This is a genomic window from Hymenobacter sp. HSC-4F20 (assembly GCF_019599275.1).
Classification (GTDB): Bacteria; Bacteroidota; Bacteroidia; order Cytophagales; family Hymenobacteraceae; genus Hymenobacter.
Genome location: NZ_JAHZTD010000002.1, coordinates 29,519 through 48,343 on the forward strand (window position 1 = coordinate 29,519; position 18,825 = coordinate 48,343).

13 protein-coding genes are annotated in these 18,825 nt (G+C 61.5%); 11 read left to right on the forward strand and 2 right to left on the reverse strand.

The window, feature by feature from the left end; translation table 11 throughout:
* The first annotated feature begins 87 nt into the window (after nucleotides 1–87).
* Nucleotides 88–1,728, forward strand: a complete 1,641-nt coding sequence (locus tag K3G63_RS09825) for a bifunctional GNAT family N-acetyltransferase/carbon-nitrogen hydrolase family protein (RefSeq protein ID WP_259404468.1) — start codon at nucleotides 88–90, stop codon at nucleotides 1,726–1,728.
* Between the two features lie 244 nt (nucleotides 1,729–1,972).
* Nucleotides 1,973–3,988 (forward strand): DUF4394 domain-containing protein, encoded by a 2,016-nt coding sequence (locus K3G63_RS09830; RefSeq protein WP_220613962.1) that lies wholly within the window; start codon nucleotides 1,973–1,975, stop codon nucleotides 3,986–3,988.
* A gap of 83 nt (nucleotides 3,989–4,071) precedes the next feature.
* Here K3G63_RS09830 and K3G63_RS09835 read toward each other — a convergent pair whose 3' ends face one another.
* Nucleotides 4,072–4,809, reverse strand: coding sequence for an RDD family protein (locus K3G63_RS09835; protein ID WP_220613963.1), 738 nt, complete (start codon nucleotides 4,807–4,809; stop codon nucleotides 4,072–4,074).
* A gap of 104 nt (nucleotides 4,810–4,913) precedes the next feature.
* On the opposite strand from K3G63_RS09835, the gene K3G63_RS09840 reads away from it, so the two are divergent.
* The 9 genes from K3G63_RS09840 (at nucleotide 4,914) to K3G63_RS09880 (ending at nucleotide 14,968) form a co-directional block, all read left to right on the forward strand.
* A complete protein-coding gene (locus tag K3G63_RS09840) occupies nucleotides 4,914–5,864 on the forward strand; it encodes a stage II sporulation protein M (RefSeq protein WP_220613964.1) in 951 nt (316 codons plus the stop codon).
* A 45-nt stretch (nucleotides 5,865–5,909) separates the two neighbouring features.
* Nucleotides 5,910–6,938 (forward strand): hypothetical protein, encoded by a 1,029-nt coding sequence (locus K3G63_RS09845; RefSeq protein ID WP_220613965.1) that lies wholly within the window; start codon nucleotides 5,910–5,912, stop codon nucleotides 6,936–6,938.
* 10 nt (nucleotides 6,939–6,948) lie between these two features.
* Nucleotides 6,949–7,761 (forward strand): DUF4129 domain-containing protein, encoded by an 813-nt coding sequence (locus K3G63_RS09850; protein WP_220613966.1) that lies wholly within the window; start codon nucleotides 6,949–6,951, stop codon nucleotides 7,759–7,761.
* Between the two features lie 15 nt (nucleotides 7,762–7,776).
* Nucleotides 7,777–9,054, forward strand: coding sequence for a DUF4350 domain-containing protein (locus K3G63_RS09855; RefSeq protein WP_220613967.1), 1,278 nt, complete (start codon nucleotides 7,777–7,779; stop codon nucleotides 9,052–9,054).
* 181 nt (nucleotides 9,055–9,235) lie between these two features.
* The gene (locus K3G63_RS09860) at nucleotides 9,236–10,237 is read left to right on the forward strand and encodes an AAA family ATPase (protein ID WP_409070865.1); all 1,002 of its coding nucleotides are present in this window, start codon (nucleotides 9,236–9,238) and stop codon (nucleotides 10,235–10,237) included.
* Nucleotides 10,238–10,792, forward strand: a complete 555-nt coding sequence (locus K3G63_RS09865) for an NADAR family protein (protein ID WP_220613968.1) — start codon at nucleotides 10,238–10,240, stop codon at nucleotides 10,790–10,792.
* Nucleotides 10,789–12,144 (forward strand): DUF58 domain-containing protein, encoded by a 1,356-nt coding sequence (locus K3G63_RS09870; RefSeq protein WP_310794577.1) that lies wholly within the window; start codon nucleotides 10,789–10,791, stop codon nucleotides 12,142–12,144. Before K3G63_RS09865 ends, K3G63_RS09870 begins: the two co-directional genes overlap by 4 nt.
* Nucleotides 12,145–12,396: 252 nt before the next feature.
* Complete coding sequence (locus K3G63_RS09875) at nucleotides 12,397–14,511, forward strand: beta-N-acetylhexosaminidase (protein WP_220613969.1); 2,115 nt, start codon at nucleotides 12,397–12,399, stop codon at nucleotides 14,509–14,511.
* Between the two features lie 148 nt (nucleotides 14,512–14,659).
* A complete protein-coding gene (locus tag K3G63_RS09880) occupies nucleotides 14,660–14,968 on the forward strand; it encodes a hypothetical protein (protein ID WP_220613970.1) in 309 nt (102 codons plus the stop codon).
* On the opposite strand, the gene K3G63_RS09885 is transcribed toward K3G63_RS09880, so the two are convergent.
* Nucleotides 14,965–18,816, reverse strand: coding sequence for a hypothetical protein (locus K3G63_RS09885; RefSeq protein ID WP_220613971.1), 3,852 nt, complete (start codon nucleotides 18,814–18,816; stop codon nucleotides 14,965–14,967). The two genes, K3G63_RS09880 and K3G63_RS09885, sit on opposite strands and share 4 nt — an antisense overlap.
* Nucleotides 18,817–18,825: the final 9 nt, after the last annotated feature.

The following is an 18,825-nucleotide window of genomic DNA, read 5'->3' on the forward strand; positions in this document are numbered from 1 at the left end:
CCTGACATTCTGCACTGACTTTATATGGCAACGAGTTCTAACGGCAAGGCCAACGGTGCCCACGCCAAAAAACAAACCTTACCCGGCATGCCCCAGAACCCGGAGCTGCTGACGCCCACGGCCATTCCGGCCCATAAGCTGGTGCTGCGCACGCTGCGTCGCAACGACTTCAAGGCCGTGAAGGAAATCATGGACAAGGTGTACTCCAACATGGAGGGCTCCTGGTCGCACGAGGAGTACAACGCGCTGCTGAAGAAATTTCCGGAAGGTCAGATCTGCATCGAGGACAACGGACAAATAGTGGCCGCGGCCCTGGCCATCATCGTGCAGTACTCCGACTTCGGCGACCGGCACACCTACGCCAAAATCACGGGCCACGGCAAGTTTAACACCCACAACCCCGATGGCGACACGCTCTACGGCGTGGACGTGTTCGTGGACCCCGAGTACCGCTCCCTGCGCCTGGGCCGCCGCCTCTACGACGCCCGCAAGGAGCTGTGCGAAAACCTGAACCTGCGCGCCATGGTAGCGGGCGGCCGCATTCCGGGCTACGCGGCCTACGCCAACGAGATGACGCCGGCCAAGTACGTGGAAATGGTGCGGGCCAAGGAAATTACTGACCCCATCCTCACCTTCCAGCTCTCCAACGAGTTTCACGTCCGCAAAATCATCCGCGGCTACCTGCCCTACGACTCCGAGTCCAAGGCGTACGCTACCCTGCTGGAGTGGATTAACGTGTACTACGACGAGGAATCCGACAAGCTGATCGGTAACCAGAAGTCGAACGTGCGCATTGGCATTGTGCAGTGGCAGATGCGGGCCACCAAAAACCTGGAGGACTTTTTCCAGCAGATGGAGTTTTTCGTGGATACCGTATCGGGCTACAAGGCCGACTGCGTGCTGTTCCCGGAGTTTTTCAACGCCCCCATGATGGCACTTACCAACGAGGAGTCGCCGTCGGTAGCTATCCGCTCGATGGCGGCCTTCACCGAGCCCATCAAAACCAAAATGATGGAGCTGGCCGTGAGCTACAACATCAACGTTATTGCCGGCTCCATGCCGCTCTACGATGATGGCAAGCTCTACAACGTGAGCTACCTCTGCCGCCGCGATGGTACCGTGGACGAGCAGTACAAGCTGCACGTAACCCCCGACGAGGCCAGCTACTGGGGCATGCGCGGCGGCGACAAGCTGCGCTGCTTCGACACGGATTTCGGCAAAATCGGCATCCTGATCTGCTACGACGTGGAGTTCCCCGAACTCTCCCGCATGCTGTCCGACGAAGGCATGAAGATTCTGTTCGTGCCCTTCTGGACCGATACCAAGAACGCCTACCAGCGCGTGCGCCTCTGCGCCCAGGCCCGGGCCATTGAAAACGAGTGCTACGTGGCCATTACCGGCTCGGTGGGCAACCTGCCCCGCGTCGAGAACATGGACATTCAGTACTCGCAGTCGGCCGTGTTCAGCCCCTCGGACTTTGCCTTCCCCCACGACGCCATCGTGGCCGAGGCTACCCCGAACACGGAAATGACCCTGATTGCCGACCTCGACCTGGACCTGCTCAAGGACCTGAACACCAGCGGGGCCGTGCGTAACCTCCGCGACCGGCGCAAAGACCTATATACCCTGAGCTGGAAGAAGACGGAACGCGACGACGAGCTGCTGGCCCAGGGCGAAGAACGGGCCCCCAAAACCGCCAGCCGCCGCAAAGCGGTAGCTGCGGGCTAGTTCTACTCCCTGTTATGCTTTTAACGGCCTGTCAAGCGTGCTTGGCAGGCCGTTTTTACTATGTGTACCCAGGTATAGTTTTTTGGCTTTAGCTCCCTAAAACGGCCTTTTTTAACGAATAGAATTAAAAGCACATTAATTACTGCTGACGTAAAGGCCAATCAGCGCGTGGTTGCGTATCTACTGCAGCCTATATAGGCAGTCCACCTTAATCTGTCAACCATTCACTAACTCTACTTATTTCATGTTCACACATTCTACTCGCCGGAAGGCAGCCCGTCGGGGCGTCTTCCTGATGGGCGCTCTGGCCTTGTCGGCGGCTACCCTAGGCACCACGCAGGCTCAGACAGTTTATGGACTTACTTCAATTGCTGCTCCTAGACTGGTCACCTTCCAAGCCACCAGTCCTGGCACTTACACCTCATCTCTAGCTATTACCGGTTTGGCAACAGGCCAGACCCTGGTAGGTATGGATGTACGGCCTAATACCGGAGAGCTATTTGCGCTTGGCTATAACGCCAGCACCACTCAGGCACAGCTATACACGCTAAGTACCACGAGTGGGGCACTAACCCCTATCGGTAGCGCACTTACGCTTAACCTGGGCAATACTCCTTCTCCTATACCTTCAGACTACCCAATACGAGTAGGCTTCGATTTCAACCCTACCGTGGACCGGATTCGAGTGACTGGAGTAAACAATAGCAACTTCCGCCTAAACCCTAACAACGGAGCCCTGGCGGCCACTGATGGAAACTTAGCCTACGCCGCTACAGATGCCAATGCCGGTCAAACGCCATCCATAGGAGCGGTTGCCTACACCAACAGCTACATTGGGGCAACCAGCACCCGGCTGTATAATATTGACGAGGCGGCCAACCGGCTAACTTTCCAAGATCCGCCGAATAGTGGAACTTTGAATACTGTTGGCTCTCTAGCGCTGGGCAATGTTCTTCCGCAGAGTTTCGATCTGGATATATATTTCAATCCTACTACGGGTACGAACCAGGCATACTTGTCGGCCTCTACCCTTGACCCAGCGGATTATATCAATGATTTCTACACTGTGGATCTGGCTACCGGAACTGCTACCCGTGTAGGTAGAACTGCTGGCGCGACCATAGCACCTTTAACGGATATTGCCGTTGCCATTGACCGCCCGGCCACGCTGCCGGCCGTTACCGGCCAGTTGGCCTACGCCCTGGCCGGTACCAACCTGCTCACGTTTGATACGGCCACGCCGGGTACTATCCGCACTTCGATGGGTATTACGGGGGTAGCTACCACGCAAACTGTCGTGGGCATGGATGTGCGTCCGCTGAACAATGCGCTGTACGCCCTGGGCTACGATGCCACGGCCCAAACCGGCCAGCTCTACACCATTAACGCTACCACAGGAGCGGCTACTGCCCTGGGCGGAACGATGGCCCTGCCACTGGGTTCGGGCAGCATTGCCTTCGACTTTAACCCCAGCGCGGACCGCATCCGGATTGAGGGCGTCAACCGGGCTAACTTCCGGATTAACCCCAATGACCTTTCCATGGCTCCTATAGTGGACGGCACCATCACTTACGCCACCGGCGACGCCAACGCCAGCGCTACCCCGGCCATCGGCTCGGTAGCTTACACCAACAGCTACCCCGGCCCGGCCGGCACTACGGCGGCCCCGCGCACCACTACCCTCTTCGGCTACGATGAGGCCCTGAACATACTGGTGCGCCAAGATGCAAATGCGGGCACGCTGACGACTATCGGGGCTTCCACGGTTACGGTAACGCCCGGCACCAACGTAGACCTGGACATCTTCAGCACGGCTGAGAACACCAACACCGCCTACCTGGTGGCTACCTCGGGCGGTTCGCTCAACTCCAGCCTCTACTCTCTGAACCTGACCTCCGGCGCCGCCACGGCTCCCATGATGATTGGCAACGGCATCACCGTACGCGACATTGCCATTGCCGCGCCCACAGGCGTGACTACGGGTGTTCGTCAGGCAGAAGTAGCCACTGGCTTCGTGCTGTACCCCAACCCGGTTACGGCCGGCTCTCAACTCAGCTTCCGCCTACCCCGCGCCGGTCAGGCGGAGCTTACCCTTACTGATGCCCTGGGCCGCACCGTGGAGCGCAAAGCTGCCGGCACGCTGGCGGCGGGTGCCCATACGCTGAACTGGCAGCCCGCTACCCACCGGGCCGGCGTGTACTTCCTGCGCCTGACGGTGGATGGCCAGTCGGCTGGTACGCAGCGCGTAGTACTTCAGTAAGCTTGTCTATTACGCAAAAAGCCGCTCTGCCTAAGGCAGAGCGGCTTTTTTAATGGGCACATTTCCGTGAGCCTCCGTATCAGCTACATATGAGCACTATCGCGGCTGGCGAAGTAGGCATGGTCGCGCAGGATGGTGCGCAGAAAAGGCTCGTCGTGCAGGTCAGTCTGGATGCCGGTTACCCCTTTCACTTTACCAGCTACCTCGTTGAGCAGCAGAAAGTCGTTGCGTTTGGTGGCCTGGTGCAGCAGCCGGCGTACCAGCGTAACATCCTGGTCGGAGAGCAATGCAGCTTGCTGGAATACGGGCTGGTAGCCGAGGGGCACCTGAGTTTCGGCCGTAACAGCCTGTACATCCGGGGTACGTGGGCGCAGGCTCACAACGGTAGTGCCAGCAGCCATATCCCCGAGGCGCTGGCCCCGGCCGTTAAGCAGCGTAGCCACCAGAGCCAGGGCCCCAAAGGTCATCCCGATTTCCACCAGCCCAATCAACCAGCGCAGCAGGTAGTCACCGAGGCCGGGGCGACTACCGTCGAGGCGGGCCACTTTCAGGTGGCGCAGGTGCTTGCCTAAACTTTGGCCATTGAAGAAAACCTCGCATACGGGATGGTACACCAGCAAGGGTGCCGAAATTAGGGCATAAGCAAGAATACGATGCTCATCGGAGGAATTGGACAGTTGTTCAATCAAAAAGTTAAGCACCAAGGCCCAAAGGCCCATCACCAGCAGGTCCAGTAACTGGGCCACTACCCGGTCGCCTACGCTGGCCGCTTCATATTCTAGAACAACATTTTGAGTGGTATGAATGCGAATGGTGCTCATAAAGCAAAAAATGCCCCGTCCAAGGCCGTCTGAATCCTGTATATTTAGCCCGGCGCCCTGCGCGAACTAGTGTGTATAAATGCCGCTAAGGCGGAAGTTTGCTTATGCGCGAAACGGTATTCTTACGCCTGAACCAAGCCCGGTGGCAGCAGTACGAGGCTACCCCAGCCGCCGGCCCCGACGAGTTGGCCCGGCGCTACGTGGAGCTAACCGACGATCTGTCGTATGCCCGCACATTCTATCCGGACTCTACTACTACGGCTTACCTCAATACCTTAACGGGCAAGCTACACCAAGCCCTCTATAAAAACAAAAAGCAGGAGACGAACCGATTCGGGTCGTTCTGGCGCCACGAGCTACCCCACCTGCTCATTCGCCACCACCGGCTACTAGCCGGCACGCTGGCGTTCTTTGTGCTGGCTACGTGCATCGGGGCACTGTCAGCCGCCCGCGACGAGACCTTCGTGCGCGTAGTGCTCGGCGACAACTACGTGAACCAGACCCTGGCCAACATTGAGAAAGGCGACCCCATGGCGGTTTACAAGGGCGAAGACGAGACGCTGATGTTCCTGCAGATCACGCTTAACAACGTAAAAGTGGCGTTGTATGCCTTTGCTGGCGGCATTACCGGCGGGTTGCTCACGCTTATCATGCTCTTTAAGAACGGGGTGATGCTGGGGTCCTTTCAGTACTTCTTCTACCAGAAAGGCGTGCTGCTACCGTCGGTGCTTACCATCTGGATTCACGGCACCCTCGAAATATCGGCCATTGTCTTGGCGGGCGGGGCGGGCGCCGTGATGGCCCAAAGCCTGCTGTTTCCCGGCACCTACTCCCGGCGCGACTCCCTACGCCGTGGCGCCCGCGACGGGATGAAGCTGGTGCTGAGCTTGGTGCCGATTTTTGTGGTGGCGGGCTTTCTCGAAGGCTTTGTTACGCGCCACACCGAAATGCCGCTCTACGCCAGCCTAAGCATTATTGGCGGGTCGGCCGCGTGTATTCTGGGCTACTTTGTGGGCTACCCGTGGTGGCTGCACCGGCAGCGCCCAACCGTCTGATTTCCACTTTCCCGTTGGCTTATTTGCAACAACTCTACCCTTTTCATGCGCCATCTTGCGTTTACCAAACCCACTGACTTTCTGCGCGAGCGGGATTTCAGCCAAAAGATTGAGGCTACCTTCGACTTTGTCCGCGTGCACGCTACGCCACTGGGGCGGGTGCTGGCCACGTTAGTGCTGCCGCTGGCCCTGCTAACCGGCATCGGAATGGGGCTGCTGCAGGGGCAGATGCTGTCGGCTTTCGGCGATATGGCCCGGCAGGCCCGGCTAGGCATGCCCCGCGACATCCTCCCGCCTATTTTTACCTCCTCCAGCCTCTGGATAACGTTGCTGGGCGGCCTGTTGCTGTTCGTGGTCCTGCACTTGGTAGTGTACGGCTACGTGGTGCTGCGCGCCGACAAAGCCGACGACGCCCCGGTTACTCCCGCCGAGGTGTGGGCCCTGGTGAAAAGCCGCTTCCTGGGTATGATTGGCTCCTTTTTCGGGCTCGGTCTGCTGTTTACCGTGGGCATGATGGGTATTGGCCTGGTAATGGGCGTACTGATGGTGGCCCTTTCGGCCGTGTTTGGCACTTGGATCAGCGTTGTGGCCGTGCTGGCTATCTATCTGTTCATGATTTACGCCGTGGTGGCCCTGAGCTTGTACTTTGTGGTGTGGCTGCGCGAAAGACGGGGCTTTTTTGGGAGCATTCAGCGCTGCTTTCAGCTGATCTGGGGCAAGTGGTGGTCTACCTTCGGTCTGATTATGGTGATGGTACTCATGTTATGGCTAATTATGGCGCTGGTGCTGGTGGTCTTGTCCATGCTGGGCCTGCCGTTCACTGACCTGATGAGCGGCCGCGCTTCCGATTTGTCGCCCTTAGTGCGGGTGCTGTTCATTGTGTATTCTGCCGTTCAGACCTTAATTTCCCTTGTTTTCTATCCACTCATTATGATTGCCATTTGCTTCCAGTACTTCAACTTGGTGGAGCGCCGTGATGGCGAGGGCACCCGACTGCTGGTAGATTCCATTGGGCAGGCTGCGCCGGCCGTCGCTCCCCAAGCCCTGCGCCCCGACGACGAAGGTGAGTACTAAGCGGCTACCCGTGACGTTGAGGCGAACGTATCTGGCGGTTCTGGTTGCGGCGTTGGCCGCCTGGGCCGGGGCGGCCGGGGCGACTCAGCCCCCCAAACCGGTTGTGGTGCCGCCTGCGGTGGATACGCTCGGCACCGCTGCGCACCGCTCCAGCTTTGTTAAGCTGCCCGCCGACACCCGGCCGCCCGGCGCGGTGCGGGCTCCCCAGCCGGAGCGTCTGCGGCAGCTGCGCCAGCAACGCGAGTTCCAATATGCCGAGCCTGAAACCCCGGAGCCCGGCAGCGGCAGCAGCCTCTGGACGCGGTTCTGGTGGCGGCTGCTCCAGTGGTTTCTGGGCCTGTTTTACGGGCCTGGCTATGAGCATAGGGGCCGCTACGTGGTGTACGCTCTCTTCGGGGCCGCGTTCCTCTACGTGGTGTTGCGGCTGCTGCGCCTCGACCTGACTGGGTTATTTCGTCGTTCGGGCTCCGTAGCCCCGCTGCCCTACGACACAGCCGGGGAGCAGATTTACGGCGTTGATTTTGACAGTGCCTTGGCCGAGGCGGAAGCAGCCGGTAACTACCGGCTGGCAGTTCGGCTGGGCTACCTGCTTAGCTTGCGTCATCTCACGGAGCGGGGCCTCATCCGCTGGCAGCCCGATAAAACCAACCACGAGTACCTGCACGAGCTACGCGGCACGCCCTGGTTTACCGAGTTTCAGGAGCTGACTCGTCAGTTTGAATACGTGTGGTACGGGGAGACGCTGCTAACCGCTCCGGCCTACCCCGCCTTGCGCGAGGCCCGGCTGCACTTTATTCGTCACCTAACCCGCGCCGCGGCCTGAGCCTACCCTGTTGTCATGACCCGTTTTCGTGCGTTTCTGCTGGGCCTGGGGCTGCTGTTTGTGGCGTTCATCGCCGTGGAGTACTTCCGCCCTCAACCCACGGACTGGACTCCTACCTTTATCAACCGCGACAAAATCCCCTACGGCACCTACGTGCTGTACGACCAGCTACCGGCTCTTTTTCCCGGGCAGCCAGTGACGGTTACGCGCCTGCCCATTGCGAACCAGCTGCTCCCTACCCTGGGCGCAGATGCGGACCGCGACTCAGCCCTGGCGGCTAACGGTCCGGCCCTCCGCCCCGACGCGGCGACCTACCTCTTCGTCAACGACCAGTTCGTCTGCTCCCCCCTCGACCGGGATGCGCTGCTGCGCTACCTGAGCCAGGGCAACCAGGCATTCATTGCGGCTGAGCGCATTACCAGCCAGCTGCTGGATACCCTGCACTTGGAAACGGAGTCGGTGCTGGACTTGGATAGCCTACTGCTGAGCCGGGCCCAGGGCAACCACGGCCTGAGCCGCGCTACTACCACGCTTACGCTGGTAAATCCACCGCGGGGCGCCGCCCGCCGCTACCGGTTTCCGCAGAGTGAAGTGCCTGCCTACTTCCGCGCCCGCCACGGTGCCCGAGCCACGGTGCTCGTCCATGATGAGCGTCAGCGGCCGGTGCTGGTTTGGGTGCCCGTGGGCCGAGGAGGCGCGCTGTTGAGCTCTACCCCGGCCGCCTTCAGCAACCTACTGCTCCTGCGGCCCGCTACGGCTGGCTTTGCCTTCGCGGCCCTGTCGGCGTTACCGGCCGGGCGGCCGGTTTTCTGGGATGAATACCAAAAACAGGGCCCCTTGGGTGAGCAGTCGTTGCTGCGGGTAGTAAAGCAGCACGAGGCCTTGCGCTGGGCCCTGTGGCTGGGGGCGTTGGGGGCCCTGCTGTTTGTGCTCGTCGAAGCCCGCCGCCGCCAGCGCATTATTCCCATTCTACAGCCGCTACCCAATACTACCTTGCTGTTTACCCGTACGGTGGCCGGCTTGTATCGGCAGGGCTCCAATCATGCTTTAATTGCGGAAAAGAAAATCGGGCTGTTTCACGAGTACCTGCGCACGCGCTACCACGAGCCTACTCTGGACTTAGCAGACGAAGCTACCCGGGAGCGGCTGGCGCAAAAATCCGGCATTCCGCGGACCAGCGTAGACGCGCTGGTACGACGCATCCACGTTGTGCTAACGGCCCCGCAGGTCTCAGATACCGACCTTCTCGCTTTGAACAAAGCCATCAATGAATTCCGCCGAACCGCCGCTTAATGTTGCATTATACCACAATTTGGATTTTATCCTTTTATAACTATTCTAATACGCCATTTTTAAGCTGATAACGTGTATTTTCTGCCAGTATAGCTATTCTCAAATGTACTTTTACTCATCAGCCACTCTCGCTTGTCACTTCTGAAAGATGGAAAATAATCCCGCTACTTCTGTCCCTGAGTTGTCTGCCTCATCTGCCGCGGTGGAAGCTTCGACGGCTCTCGATGCCCGCACTGACCTTAGCCAGCTGAGTCGCCACGCCGAGGCTATCCGGCAGGAACTGGGTAAGGTCATTGTGGGGCAGCAGGCCCTGGCCGAGCTGCTGCTCACGGCCCTGCTCGCCGACGGACACGTGCTGCTGGAAGGCGTGCCCGGGGTAGCCAAAACACTTACTGCCAAGCTCCTGGCTCGCACCCTGAGCGTGCCCTTCAGCCGCTTGCAGTTCACCCCCGACCTGATGCCGTCCGACGTGCTAGGCACCTCGGTGTTTCGGCCGACCAAGTCGGAGTTTGAGTTTCGACCCGGCCCTATCTTCGCCAGCATTGTCCTGATTGATGAAATTAACCGGGCCCCCGCCAAAACGCAGTCGGCCTTGTTTGAGGTGATGGAGGAGCGCCAGGTAACCCAGGACGGCACCCGCTACCCCATGCCCGCGCCCTTCGTAGTGCTGGCCACCCAGAACCCGGTGGAGCAGGAAGGTACTTACCGCCTGCCCGAGGCCCAGCTCGACCGGTTCCTGTTCAAGCTCAGCGTAGGCTACCCCTCGGTAGAGGAAGAAATAGCTATTCTTCAAGGTCACCACGCGGGTTTTGGTGGTACGCCCCTGGAGGCGGTGCGGGCCGTAGTATCGGCCGAGGACTTGCAGCAGCTGCGGGAGCAGGTACGCCGCCAGCACGTGGAGCCTAAGCTGCTGGAGTATATTGCCCGCCTTGTCGGCCAGACGCGCGCCCACAAAGGGCTCTACCTCGGTGCCTCCCCCCGCGCTTCCCTGGCTCTGCTCAACGGGGCTAAAGCCCTGGCTGCCCTGCGCGGCCGCGACTTTGTAACCCCTGAAGACGTGCAGTACCTGGCCCCCATGGTGTTACGCCACCGCATTCAGCTTACCCCAGAGCGAGAAATGGATGGCGGCACTCCCGACGACGTAGTAAAGCAGATTCTGCAGCAAATTGAAGTTCCAAGGTAGATGCGTTACTCCACTACCTGGCTGCTCAGCCAATTAGCTCAGGAAGAGCGGGTGAAGTACTTGCTTTTCTGGGGGCACCAGCCCGCCAAAGATGGCCGCATCACCAAAACCTGCTTTAGCCAATGGTGGCGGGCCAGTTTTGTGGTTGATGGGAGCACCTACCCTTCGGCAGAGCACTGGATGATGGCGGAGAAGGCCCGGCTATTCCAGGATGAGTTGACGCGGCAGCGCATCCTGGCCGCTCCCAGCCCGGCCGAAGCCAAGAAGTTGGGCCGCGAGGTACAGGGCTTTGAGGCCGGGCAGTGGGAGGCGCACAAGTACCAGATTGTGAAAGCCGGCAACCAACATAAGTTTAGCCAGCACCCGGCCCTGGCCGAGTTCCTGGGCGCTACGACCGGCCGCGTGCTGGTGGAAGCCAGCCCCGTAGACCCGGTGTGGGGCATCGGGCTGGCGGCAGACCACCCGGACGCGGAAAACCCGGCGGCCTGGCGCGGCGAAAACCTGCTGGGCTTTGCCCTGATGGAAGTGCGAGATGAATTAACCCATTCCCTGTGAAGTCGTTTTTCCTGACCCGGCGCTTTTTTCTGCTCGTGGTAGCTGTGATTGTGGGGCTGGTGGTAGCGTTTTTCCTGCCGGGCTGGCTGGTACCGGTGCAGCTGGCCCTGGGGCTGCTGCTGGTTCTGACCCTGCTGGATACCGGGCTGCTTTACGCCTCGGCCCGTGCCAAGACGGGCGGCGTGTTCGGGCGGCGCGTGCTGGGCGACAAGCTCGCCAACGGCTCCGATAACGACATTGCCATCTACCTCGAAAACCACTACCGCTTCCCCATCCAGACCGAAACCATCGACGAGATTCCGCACCAGTTTCAGCGCCGCGACGTGCTGTTTCGGGCCGTTATCCAACCGGGCGAAACCAGCGTGATTCGCTACCAGCTGCGGCCCACCAAGCGGGGGGAGTACGAGTTCGGGGCCGTGAATGTGTACGTGGCCTCGCCCCTGGGCCTGGTGCGCCGACGGTTCCGGTTTGATGAGAGCCGCGTGGTGCCAGTGTACCCGTCGTTTCTGCAGATGCGCCAGTACGAGCTGCTGGCCATTCACAACCGCCTCACGGAGGTGGGCGTGAAGCGCATCCGGCGGGTGGGGCACAGCCTGGAATTCGAGCAGATCCGCCCCTACGTGGCCGGTGACGACCCACGGGCCATCAACTGGAAAGCTACCGCCCGCCGCACCACTACCCCAGAGGCGGCCGATGCCCTCGTGGTGAACCACTACCAGGACGAGCGCGCCCAGCAGGTGTACTGCCTCCTTGACAAGGGTCGGGTGATGCGCATGCCCTTTGAGGGCCTGAGCCTGCTGGACTACGCCATCAATGCCACGCTCGTCGTCAGCAACATTGCCCTGCTCAAGCACGACAAGGCCGGCTTGCTTACTTTTTCGCACCAGCCAGGGGCGATGGTGCCCGCCGACCGCCGCAGCGGCCATTTGCGCAAGCTGCTGGAGGTACTTTACCGGCAGAAAACCAAGTACCTGGAAACCGACTATGAGCGGCTGTACATTTCCGTGCGCAGCCACATCCGCCAGCGCAGCCTGCTGATTCTGTTTACCAACTTCGAGACGCTCTACGGCATGCAGCGCCAGCTGCCCTACCTACGACGCCTGGCCAAGGACCATCTGCTGCTGGTGGTATTCTTCGAAAACACCGAGCTGCGCACCTACCTCGATGGCCCCACCGACTCTACGCAGGACGTGTATAACCAGACCGTGGCCGAGAAGTTTGCCCAGGAAAAGCGACAAATTGTGCGGGAACTGAACCGCTACGGTATTCACGCCCTGCTCACTGCTCCGCAAAACCTGACCGTGAATACCATCAATAAATACCTGGAATTTAAAGCGAGGGGGCTGATTTAGCCGGCACTAGCACGCCGAAAGCCCCTGCGTTGCCAGGGTGCCGTGGCATGAGGGGGCTTTCGGCGCAACCTGTCCCCGCGTTTGCCCCCAAGATTGATAACGCAAGAAGCCCTTACCCCCAACGGAGGCAAGGGCTTCTCCATTTTGAAGGGAAATCCTTCAGGCAGCAGGCGGGGGGCGACTGGCGGCTGCGCAGTTGCTACTTCTGGCCCGGGGCTTGCTACCTTCGCTTTCCTGCCCTACTCCGTTGCTATGATGCGTCTCCTGCTGCTCTGTTTCCTGCTCGTTCTCACCCGCCCGCTCGCGGCCCAACCAACTGACACGCGTACACTGCTGCCCGTACCCGCCCAAACCACCTGGGGACAGAGCCGCTTTACGGTCAAGCCTGACCTCTCGTGGCAGGTGTTCACGCCTACCCAAACCGCCGCCAGCCAGGCGGCCGATTCGGCGGTAGCGCAGGCGGTGGAACGGTTGGTACTGCCGGCCCTGTTGCCGGGCCGGGTGGGGGTAGGCCCGTCGTCGCGGAAGCAGGCCTCGCCCCTGCCTACGGCCAGCATCGTGCTGCAATACGGCCGGCCGGGCGAGCTGCTGAAGCTGGGCGAAGATGAGTCGTACACGCTGCGCGTGACTCCTATGGGCGTGGCCCTGAACGCCCCAACCCACCTGGGGATTCTGCGCGGCCTGGCTACGCTGCGCCAGCTGGCTACCCCGGAAAAGAAGGCAGTGTGGCTGCCGGAGGTTGATGTAGCCGACTCGCCCCGCTTTCCGTGGCGCGGTCTGCTGCTGGACCCCGCCCGCCACTTCCTGCCCGTTTCAGTGATACAGCGCAACCTGGATGGCATGTGGGCTACCAAATTCAACGTTATGCACTGGCACCTCTCCGACGACCAAGGCTTCCGGGTGGAAAGCAAGCTGTTTCCGCGCCTGCACGCAGTGGGCGGCGAGGGCCAGTTCTACACCCAGCAGCAGGTGCGGGAAGTGATTCGCTACGCGGCCCAGCGGGGCATCCGGGTGGTGCCCGAGCTGGATATGCCCGGTCACGCCACGGCCTGGCTGGCCGCCTACCCCCGCCTGGCTTCCAATGACTCCGTGTACGGTGTGGCGCGCAAATGGGGCGTGCTCAACATTGCCATGGACCCCACCAAGGAAACCACTTATTCGCTTATTGACTCGCTGCTCAGCGAAATGACGCGGCTGTTTCCGGACCCGTACTTCCACATTGGGGGCGACGAAAACGACGGCCGTCAGTGGAAGCGCAGCCCGCGCATTGTGGCCTTCATGAAAAAGCAGGGGTTTGTGGATGCCAAGGGCCAGCCCGATAAGCACGCCCTGCAAACCTACTACAACCGCCGGGTGCTGCAAATGCTGACCCGCTACCAGAAAACAATGGTAGGCTGGGACGAAATCCTGGGCCCGGGCTTGGCGCCGGAGGCCGTCATTCAGAGCTGGCGCGGCAAAAAGGGCCTCTACGAAGCGGCCAAGGCCGGCCACCCCGCCCTACTGTCCAACGGCTACTACATCGACCTCAACCTGACCGCCGCCTCCCACTACACCCCCGACCCCCTGCCCCAGGATGCCCCCCTGACCCCGCAGCAGCAAAAGCTGATTCTGGGCGGTGAGGCTACCATGTGGAGCGAGTTTGCCGATTCCGTTATCGTCGACTCGCGCATCTGGCCCCGGGCCGCCGCCGTGGCCGAGCGCCTCTGGAGTGCCGCCTCCGTCCGCGACGTGCCCGACATGTACCGCCGCCTCGGGCTGGTCAGCGGGCAGCTGGAAACGCTGGGACTGCAGCACCGCCGTGCCCCCGAGCAGCTCCTCACGCAGCTGGCCGGCGGCCGGCAGACGGCCGTGGCCCCGCTACGCACGCTGGCCCACGTGCTGGAGCCGGTAAAAGAGTATAAGCGCCACTTCCAGGGTTTCAAGTACACCACCCAAACCCCGCTGACCCGCCTCGTAGATGCCGCGCCGGCCGAGTCGGAGGAGGCACGGGAGTTTGGCGTGGCCGTGGATGGCCTGCTGGCCTACCGCCGCACGGCCGCCGCCACTACCAGCCTCCAGGGGCAGCCGGGCAGGGCGCTGCTGGCCTACCTCAGCAATGAACTGGAATACTGGCAGGCCAATGATGCCCTAGTGCAGCCGCTACTCAAGCAAATGCCCAGCTTGCAGGAGTACGCTCCCCATTCTGTAAATCTGAAATCCGTTGCCACGCTGGGCCTGGAGCGCCTCCGTATGCTGGAAAAAGGCCAGGCCCCTACCCCCGCCTGGCAAGCCAACGCCCTCAAGCAGCTTGATGCCGCCAAAGCCCCCGTTGGGCAAACCGAGCTGGCCGTAGTACCGGCTATCCGGCGGCTGATAGAGGCTAAGTAGCGCGGTGTCTGCAGTGGCCCCCACTTGAACGCCAGATAGATAGTAAGGATAGATGTAATTCCAGCAAATGCTAGCGTCCGTACAGGTTCAGGTAATACTAGATTATTCCTTTGGCCGGCAACTTTTGGACTTACCCGCCTCAGACCCTGTGTGGATTGTTGCCAGCCAAGTAAATACGCCAGTGGTGCAGCAGCTGTGGCACTCGGCTAAGAAGCGCCCCACGGAGGTTACCTTGCTGCAGCCAAGTGCCGTCCTGCACTTCGCCTCCTTGCTTGCTACCCTGCACGACCATCACGGCCAGTCTGGCAGCGCGCCAACCTACCCCCAGCTATCCGTATATGGCCTGCCCCCTACCCCTGGCGTAGTGGAGGACTTAGCTGAGTTCGGGTTCCGGATAACGCAAGAGCTGCCGGATAACTGGATTGCGGTGCGCTTGGAAGACGTCTTGCAGCCTTAAAACAGCACTGACACCTGCATACGACCGGTGTGCACGGCGTTCAGGCCGTTGGGTTTGCGGCCGTCGTAGGCCAGGGTTACGTTGAGGCCGTTGCTGAGGCGCTGCTCCAGGTTCAGGTTCCAGGTGAAGTTGCTGCCGGGTCGTAGGGCGTTCAGGATTTCCAGCCCAACCAGGGAGCCCTGGTCGCCCTCGAAGGCCACGCGCACGAAGCGGGTAGTAGCCGAGAGGGTGCGCTTGCCCACCTGGCTCACGCGGGTTTCCACCCCCAGCTCATCGAAGGTGCCCGCGGCATCCTCGTCGGGGCCGGCGGTGTTTTGCTTGGTAGTGCGCAGGTAGGTGCCCGTCAGGCGCAGCACGTTGGTGGGCTGGTAGCTGATTTCGGGGGCCAGCTCGTACTGCAGTACCCGGAAGTTGCGCGTTATCAGGTAGTTCGACAGGTTTTCGCGGATGCTGCGGGTGGCCGTGAAGCGACCCGTAAACGACTGGGCCAGGGTCCGGCGCAGTAGCAAACTCTGGTTGGCCAGGTTGCGCGTGTCGGAGCCCTGGGTCAGCAGCACTTTCTGCTGGGTTTGCTGCACGGTCAGCTCGGCGCCGAAGATGGGGTTAGAGCGGTTGAAGTACAGCGTGTTGCGCAGCAGCTTATTTAAGCTCAGCAGCAAGGAGTCAGCCGTCTGAAACGCAAACGGGTTCAGGCGCGAGGACAGCGTATTTTCGGTGGTGCGGCGGTCCAGGGTTACCGTGCTCAGGGCCGAAAAGCGCCCCACAAAGCCCCGCAGCCCCGGCATCTCTCGCCATCCCCGCGGGGCGGTAGTGGTGAGGCGGTAGCTGAAGCGGTTGGTAAAGGCCGGAATGTAGTCATCGGTGGGCAGGAATACCTTGATGTGGGTCCGGTACTGGGCGTCGGGGGTCTGGGCCTCGAAGAACTCGTCCTTGTCCTGACGGTTGTTGTTGTTGGCGTCGCCGCCGTAGTAGTGGGTACCCTGGCCGTTGGGCACGGGCAGAAACGTGTAGTCGCGCCGCAGCTCCCGGCCCGTGGCTACAGCGTAGCTTAGCTCGGAGCGCAATATATTCTGCAGAAAGCTGGCATTCCAGTCGAGCTTGCCCAGCACGGTGCGCTGCCGCGCCGAGTCGCGGGCAGCCAAGTCGCGGTAGGTGGCCAGAATGGCTAAGTCCTGGGTAGCACTGATACGGGACACCAATGTACCCTGCCAGGTTTGGGCCCGGCCGCGCTCCTGCAAGGCATTCTGGTCTGGGTTGGGGGCCTGGTCGCGGCGGTAGCTGTAGTCGAGGCGGAAACGGGTGCGGGCCGAGTCGCGACTTTGCAGGAACAGGGCGTGCTCATCGAAGTAGTTGGCCGAGGTCAGGGAGTCGCCGGCGGGCCGGGCCACGCGGTTCTTATCGAAACGGTAGGCGTAGCCCGGCACCACCGGGCCGCCCACGTAGCGGGCCGTGGCCTCGCCCCGGGCCCAGCGCGAGGTACGCCGCCCGGCCGCCGAATTCAGCAGAAACAGGTTGCCGCGCACCTGCACCGGCCCTACCTGCCGGGCCACGTCTACCCAGTGCTGCACCCCGCTCACTTCCCCGGCCCGGTAGCGCCGGCTCAGGCGGTAGCCAATGGCGTTATCGGCGTCCTTCACTACCCCCACCGAGGCGTTCAGGATATTGTCTTCCCGAGGGCGCTGGTTGTTGCTAACCAGCGTGTTCGAGGTGCTCCAGTTTCGGTCAAACTCAATGTCGCGGTACCGGTCGATGGGCGCGAAGCGGTGGCTGGTATACTCGTAGTCGAGGGAGCTGCGCAGCTTGTAGCCCTGCAGCCCCGGTAGGCGCAGGGGCCGGTCCTGCACCACGTAGCCCACCCGCATGGCCCGCCCCTTGGCCGACTCCGGCGAAAACCGGTTCAAATCCAGGTCAGAGGCAGCCACATCCACGAACACCGTGGCCGTAGAATCAAGCTGGTAGCTGGTGCCTACCGTCAGGAGCTGTTTTTGCAGGGGCGTGGGCAGTACCCGGATGGGCTCGTAGGAACCCCGGCCGCGGCCCACGAACTGGTACACCCGGCCGTTGGCACGGGCATCTTCGGCGCTGGTGCCCAGGTTGTAGCTGCCCTGCCCGGCGCCCACGTTGGTAAAGCGCACATTGTACACCGCCCGCGTGGTATCCAGGGGCGGGTACACAAACACCACCACCGGCTGCTGGGTAGTGGGGTCGAGTTGGGTTTCCTGGCGGTACTGCACCTGCTGCCGGTCGTAGGCCACGGTATCTACGCCGGGCACCACGGCCTGGCTCACGTTGTCGCCGATGGAGCGCAGCAGTTGCTTTTCCGAGTCTTTGAGGGCCAAGTTGGGCGAGTTGTCGGGGTTGTCGGCTTCGCGGTAGAAGTTGGCGTGCACCTGCAAGCGGCCCAGTTGCTGGTAGTGGCTGGCCTGAAACAGGGAGCGGGCGTAGTTGAAGTCGGAGTACTCGAAATCAACCTTAATGCGGGAGTTGCGGGTAATGAGGTGACGGGGCGAAAACGTTAGCTCCGCCTGGTTGTAATCGATGATGTAGTCGAAATCAAACCCGCGCACCAGCAGGCGCCCATCCAGGTACACCCGCTCGGAGTTGGCCAGCACAATGATGAACTGCTCCCCATTCGGGCCGCGCAGGCGGTATGGCCCCTGCACGTTTTCCAGCGGGGTAATGTCGATGCTGGCAAACTTGCCCTTGGCTACCCCCGCCGCCACCGAGGTAGTGGCAAACGCCCGCCCAGGAGCCAGCGCGAGTAGCCCTTTCGGGCGCGGCGCCCCACCTGCCGTACTGGTTACCGTCTGGCTCACGCCGTTCGGCCCTACCCCGTTCGGAGTAATACCCGCCGGGCTATTCGGGCTGGTGGGCAGGCCGTTTTGGGTGGCCCCCGAGCCGGCGGGGGGTGGCACCGTGGGCGGCACCGTTACGAAGGTACCAGTGCTGGTGCCGGCGGCGTTAGGGTACTGAAACAACTGCGGATTGCTGACGCCTGGCCCGCTACCGCCCCCAAACCCGCCGGCGGGCACCCGGCCAAAGTTGGTTTCCAGCGCCGCCCCCTGAATGTTTTTATAGAAGCGCAGAAAGTAGTCGGGCTTGTTGCGCAGCACCACGTCGCCGGCCGTGAGGTTCCAGCGCGGGTGGGTAAGGGTGATGTAAATCCGGTCAAATTCCTGGAGCTGCTGGGTGTTACCTTCGGGCTGGAAGGGCACATTCTGGTCGGAAATGGCCGCCGTCAGGTTAATCTGGTCGGTTAGGCGGCCTTCCAGCTGCAAGTTCAGGGAGGAGTTGACGAACACGTTCTGGGCGTTGCCAAACGACACCCCCCGGGACAGGTTTCCGCTTTTACTAATGCCTGGCGTGCTCAGAATCTGCTCCTTCACGGCAAAATCTTCGAGCCCGATTACCTGGGGGTGCCGCCAGAACTCCACGCTGTCCATCAGCCGGGCCGGGCGCAGGGCACGGGCTACCCCAAGCTGCACCGGCAGCACCCGGTAGCACACTAGCACGGAGTCCGGCCCGCCTGGCAGCACCAACTCGGGCTGCCCCGGCTCGGGGGAAGGAAAGCGCGTACTGGCTCGCACAAAGCGGTAGCGGTCCGTGCGGGCGTCATAGGGTAGGGCGCGGCCATCCACGCTCACGGAAGTCGGCACTACTGTCAGCGAGTCGCGCAGGCGAAAGTCCGTGGTATCCCGGTTAGCAGCCAGCCGCACCCACACGCAGCGGCGGGTGGAAGGCGGCGCATCCGGGCGCTGCACCTGGGCCCGGGCCGCGGGCGCGCCCAGCAGCACTATCAGCAGCAGCCCCCAGAAGCGCAGAAAATAGTGCGGAAAGCTGCTGATCATGCAGTAAAA

Excerpts from the sequence above, each read along its gene's own strand:
- K3G63_RS09825 (WP_259404468.1), top strand. The coding sequence starts at position 88 with ATGCCCCAGAACCCGGAGCTGCTGACGCCCACGGCCATTCCGGCCCAT.
- K3G63_RS09830 (WP_220613962.1), top strand. The coding sequence starts at position 1,973 with ATGTTCACACATTCTACTCGCCGGAAGGCAGCCCGTCGGGGCGTCTTC.
- K3G63_RS09835 (WP_220613963.1), bottom strand. The coding sequence starts at position 4,809 with ATGAGCACCATTCGCATTCATACCACTCAAAATGTTGTTCTAGAATAT.
- K3G63_RS09840 (WP_220613964.1), top strand. The coding sequence starts at position 4,914 with ATGCGCGAAACGGTATTCTTACGCCTGAACCAAGCCCGGTGGCAGCAG.
- K3G63_RS09845 (WP_220613965.1), top strand. The coding sequence starts at position 5,910 with ATGCGCCATCTTGCGTTTACCAAACCCACTGACTTTCTGCGCGAGCGG.
- K3G63_RS09855 (WP_220613967.1), top strand. The coding sequence starts at position 7,777 with ATGACCCGTTTTCGTGCGTTTCTGCTGGGCCTGGGGCTGCTGTTTGTG.
- K3G63_RS09865 (WP_220613968.1), top strand. The coding sequence starts at position 10,238 with ATGCGTTACTCCACTACCTGGCTGCTCAGCCAATTAGCTCAGGAAGAG.
- K3G63_RS09875 (WP_220613969.1), top strand. The coding sequence starts at position 12,397 with ATGATGCGTCTCCTGCTGCTCTGTTTCCTGCTCGTTCTCACCCGCCCG.
- K3G63_RS09885 (WP_220613971.1), bottom strand. The coding sequence starts at position 18,816 with ATGATCAGCAGCTTTCCGCACTATTTTCTGCGCTTCTGGGGGCTGCTG.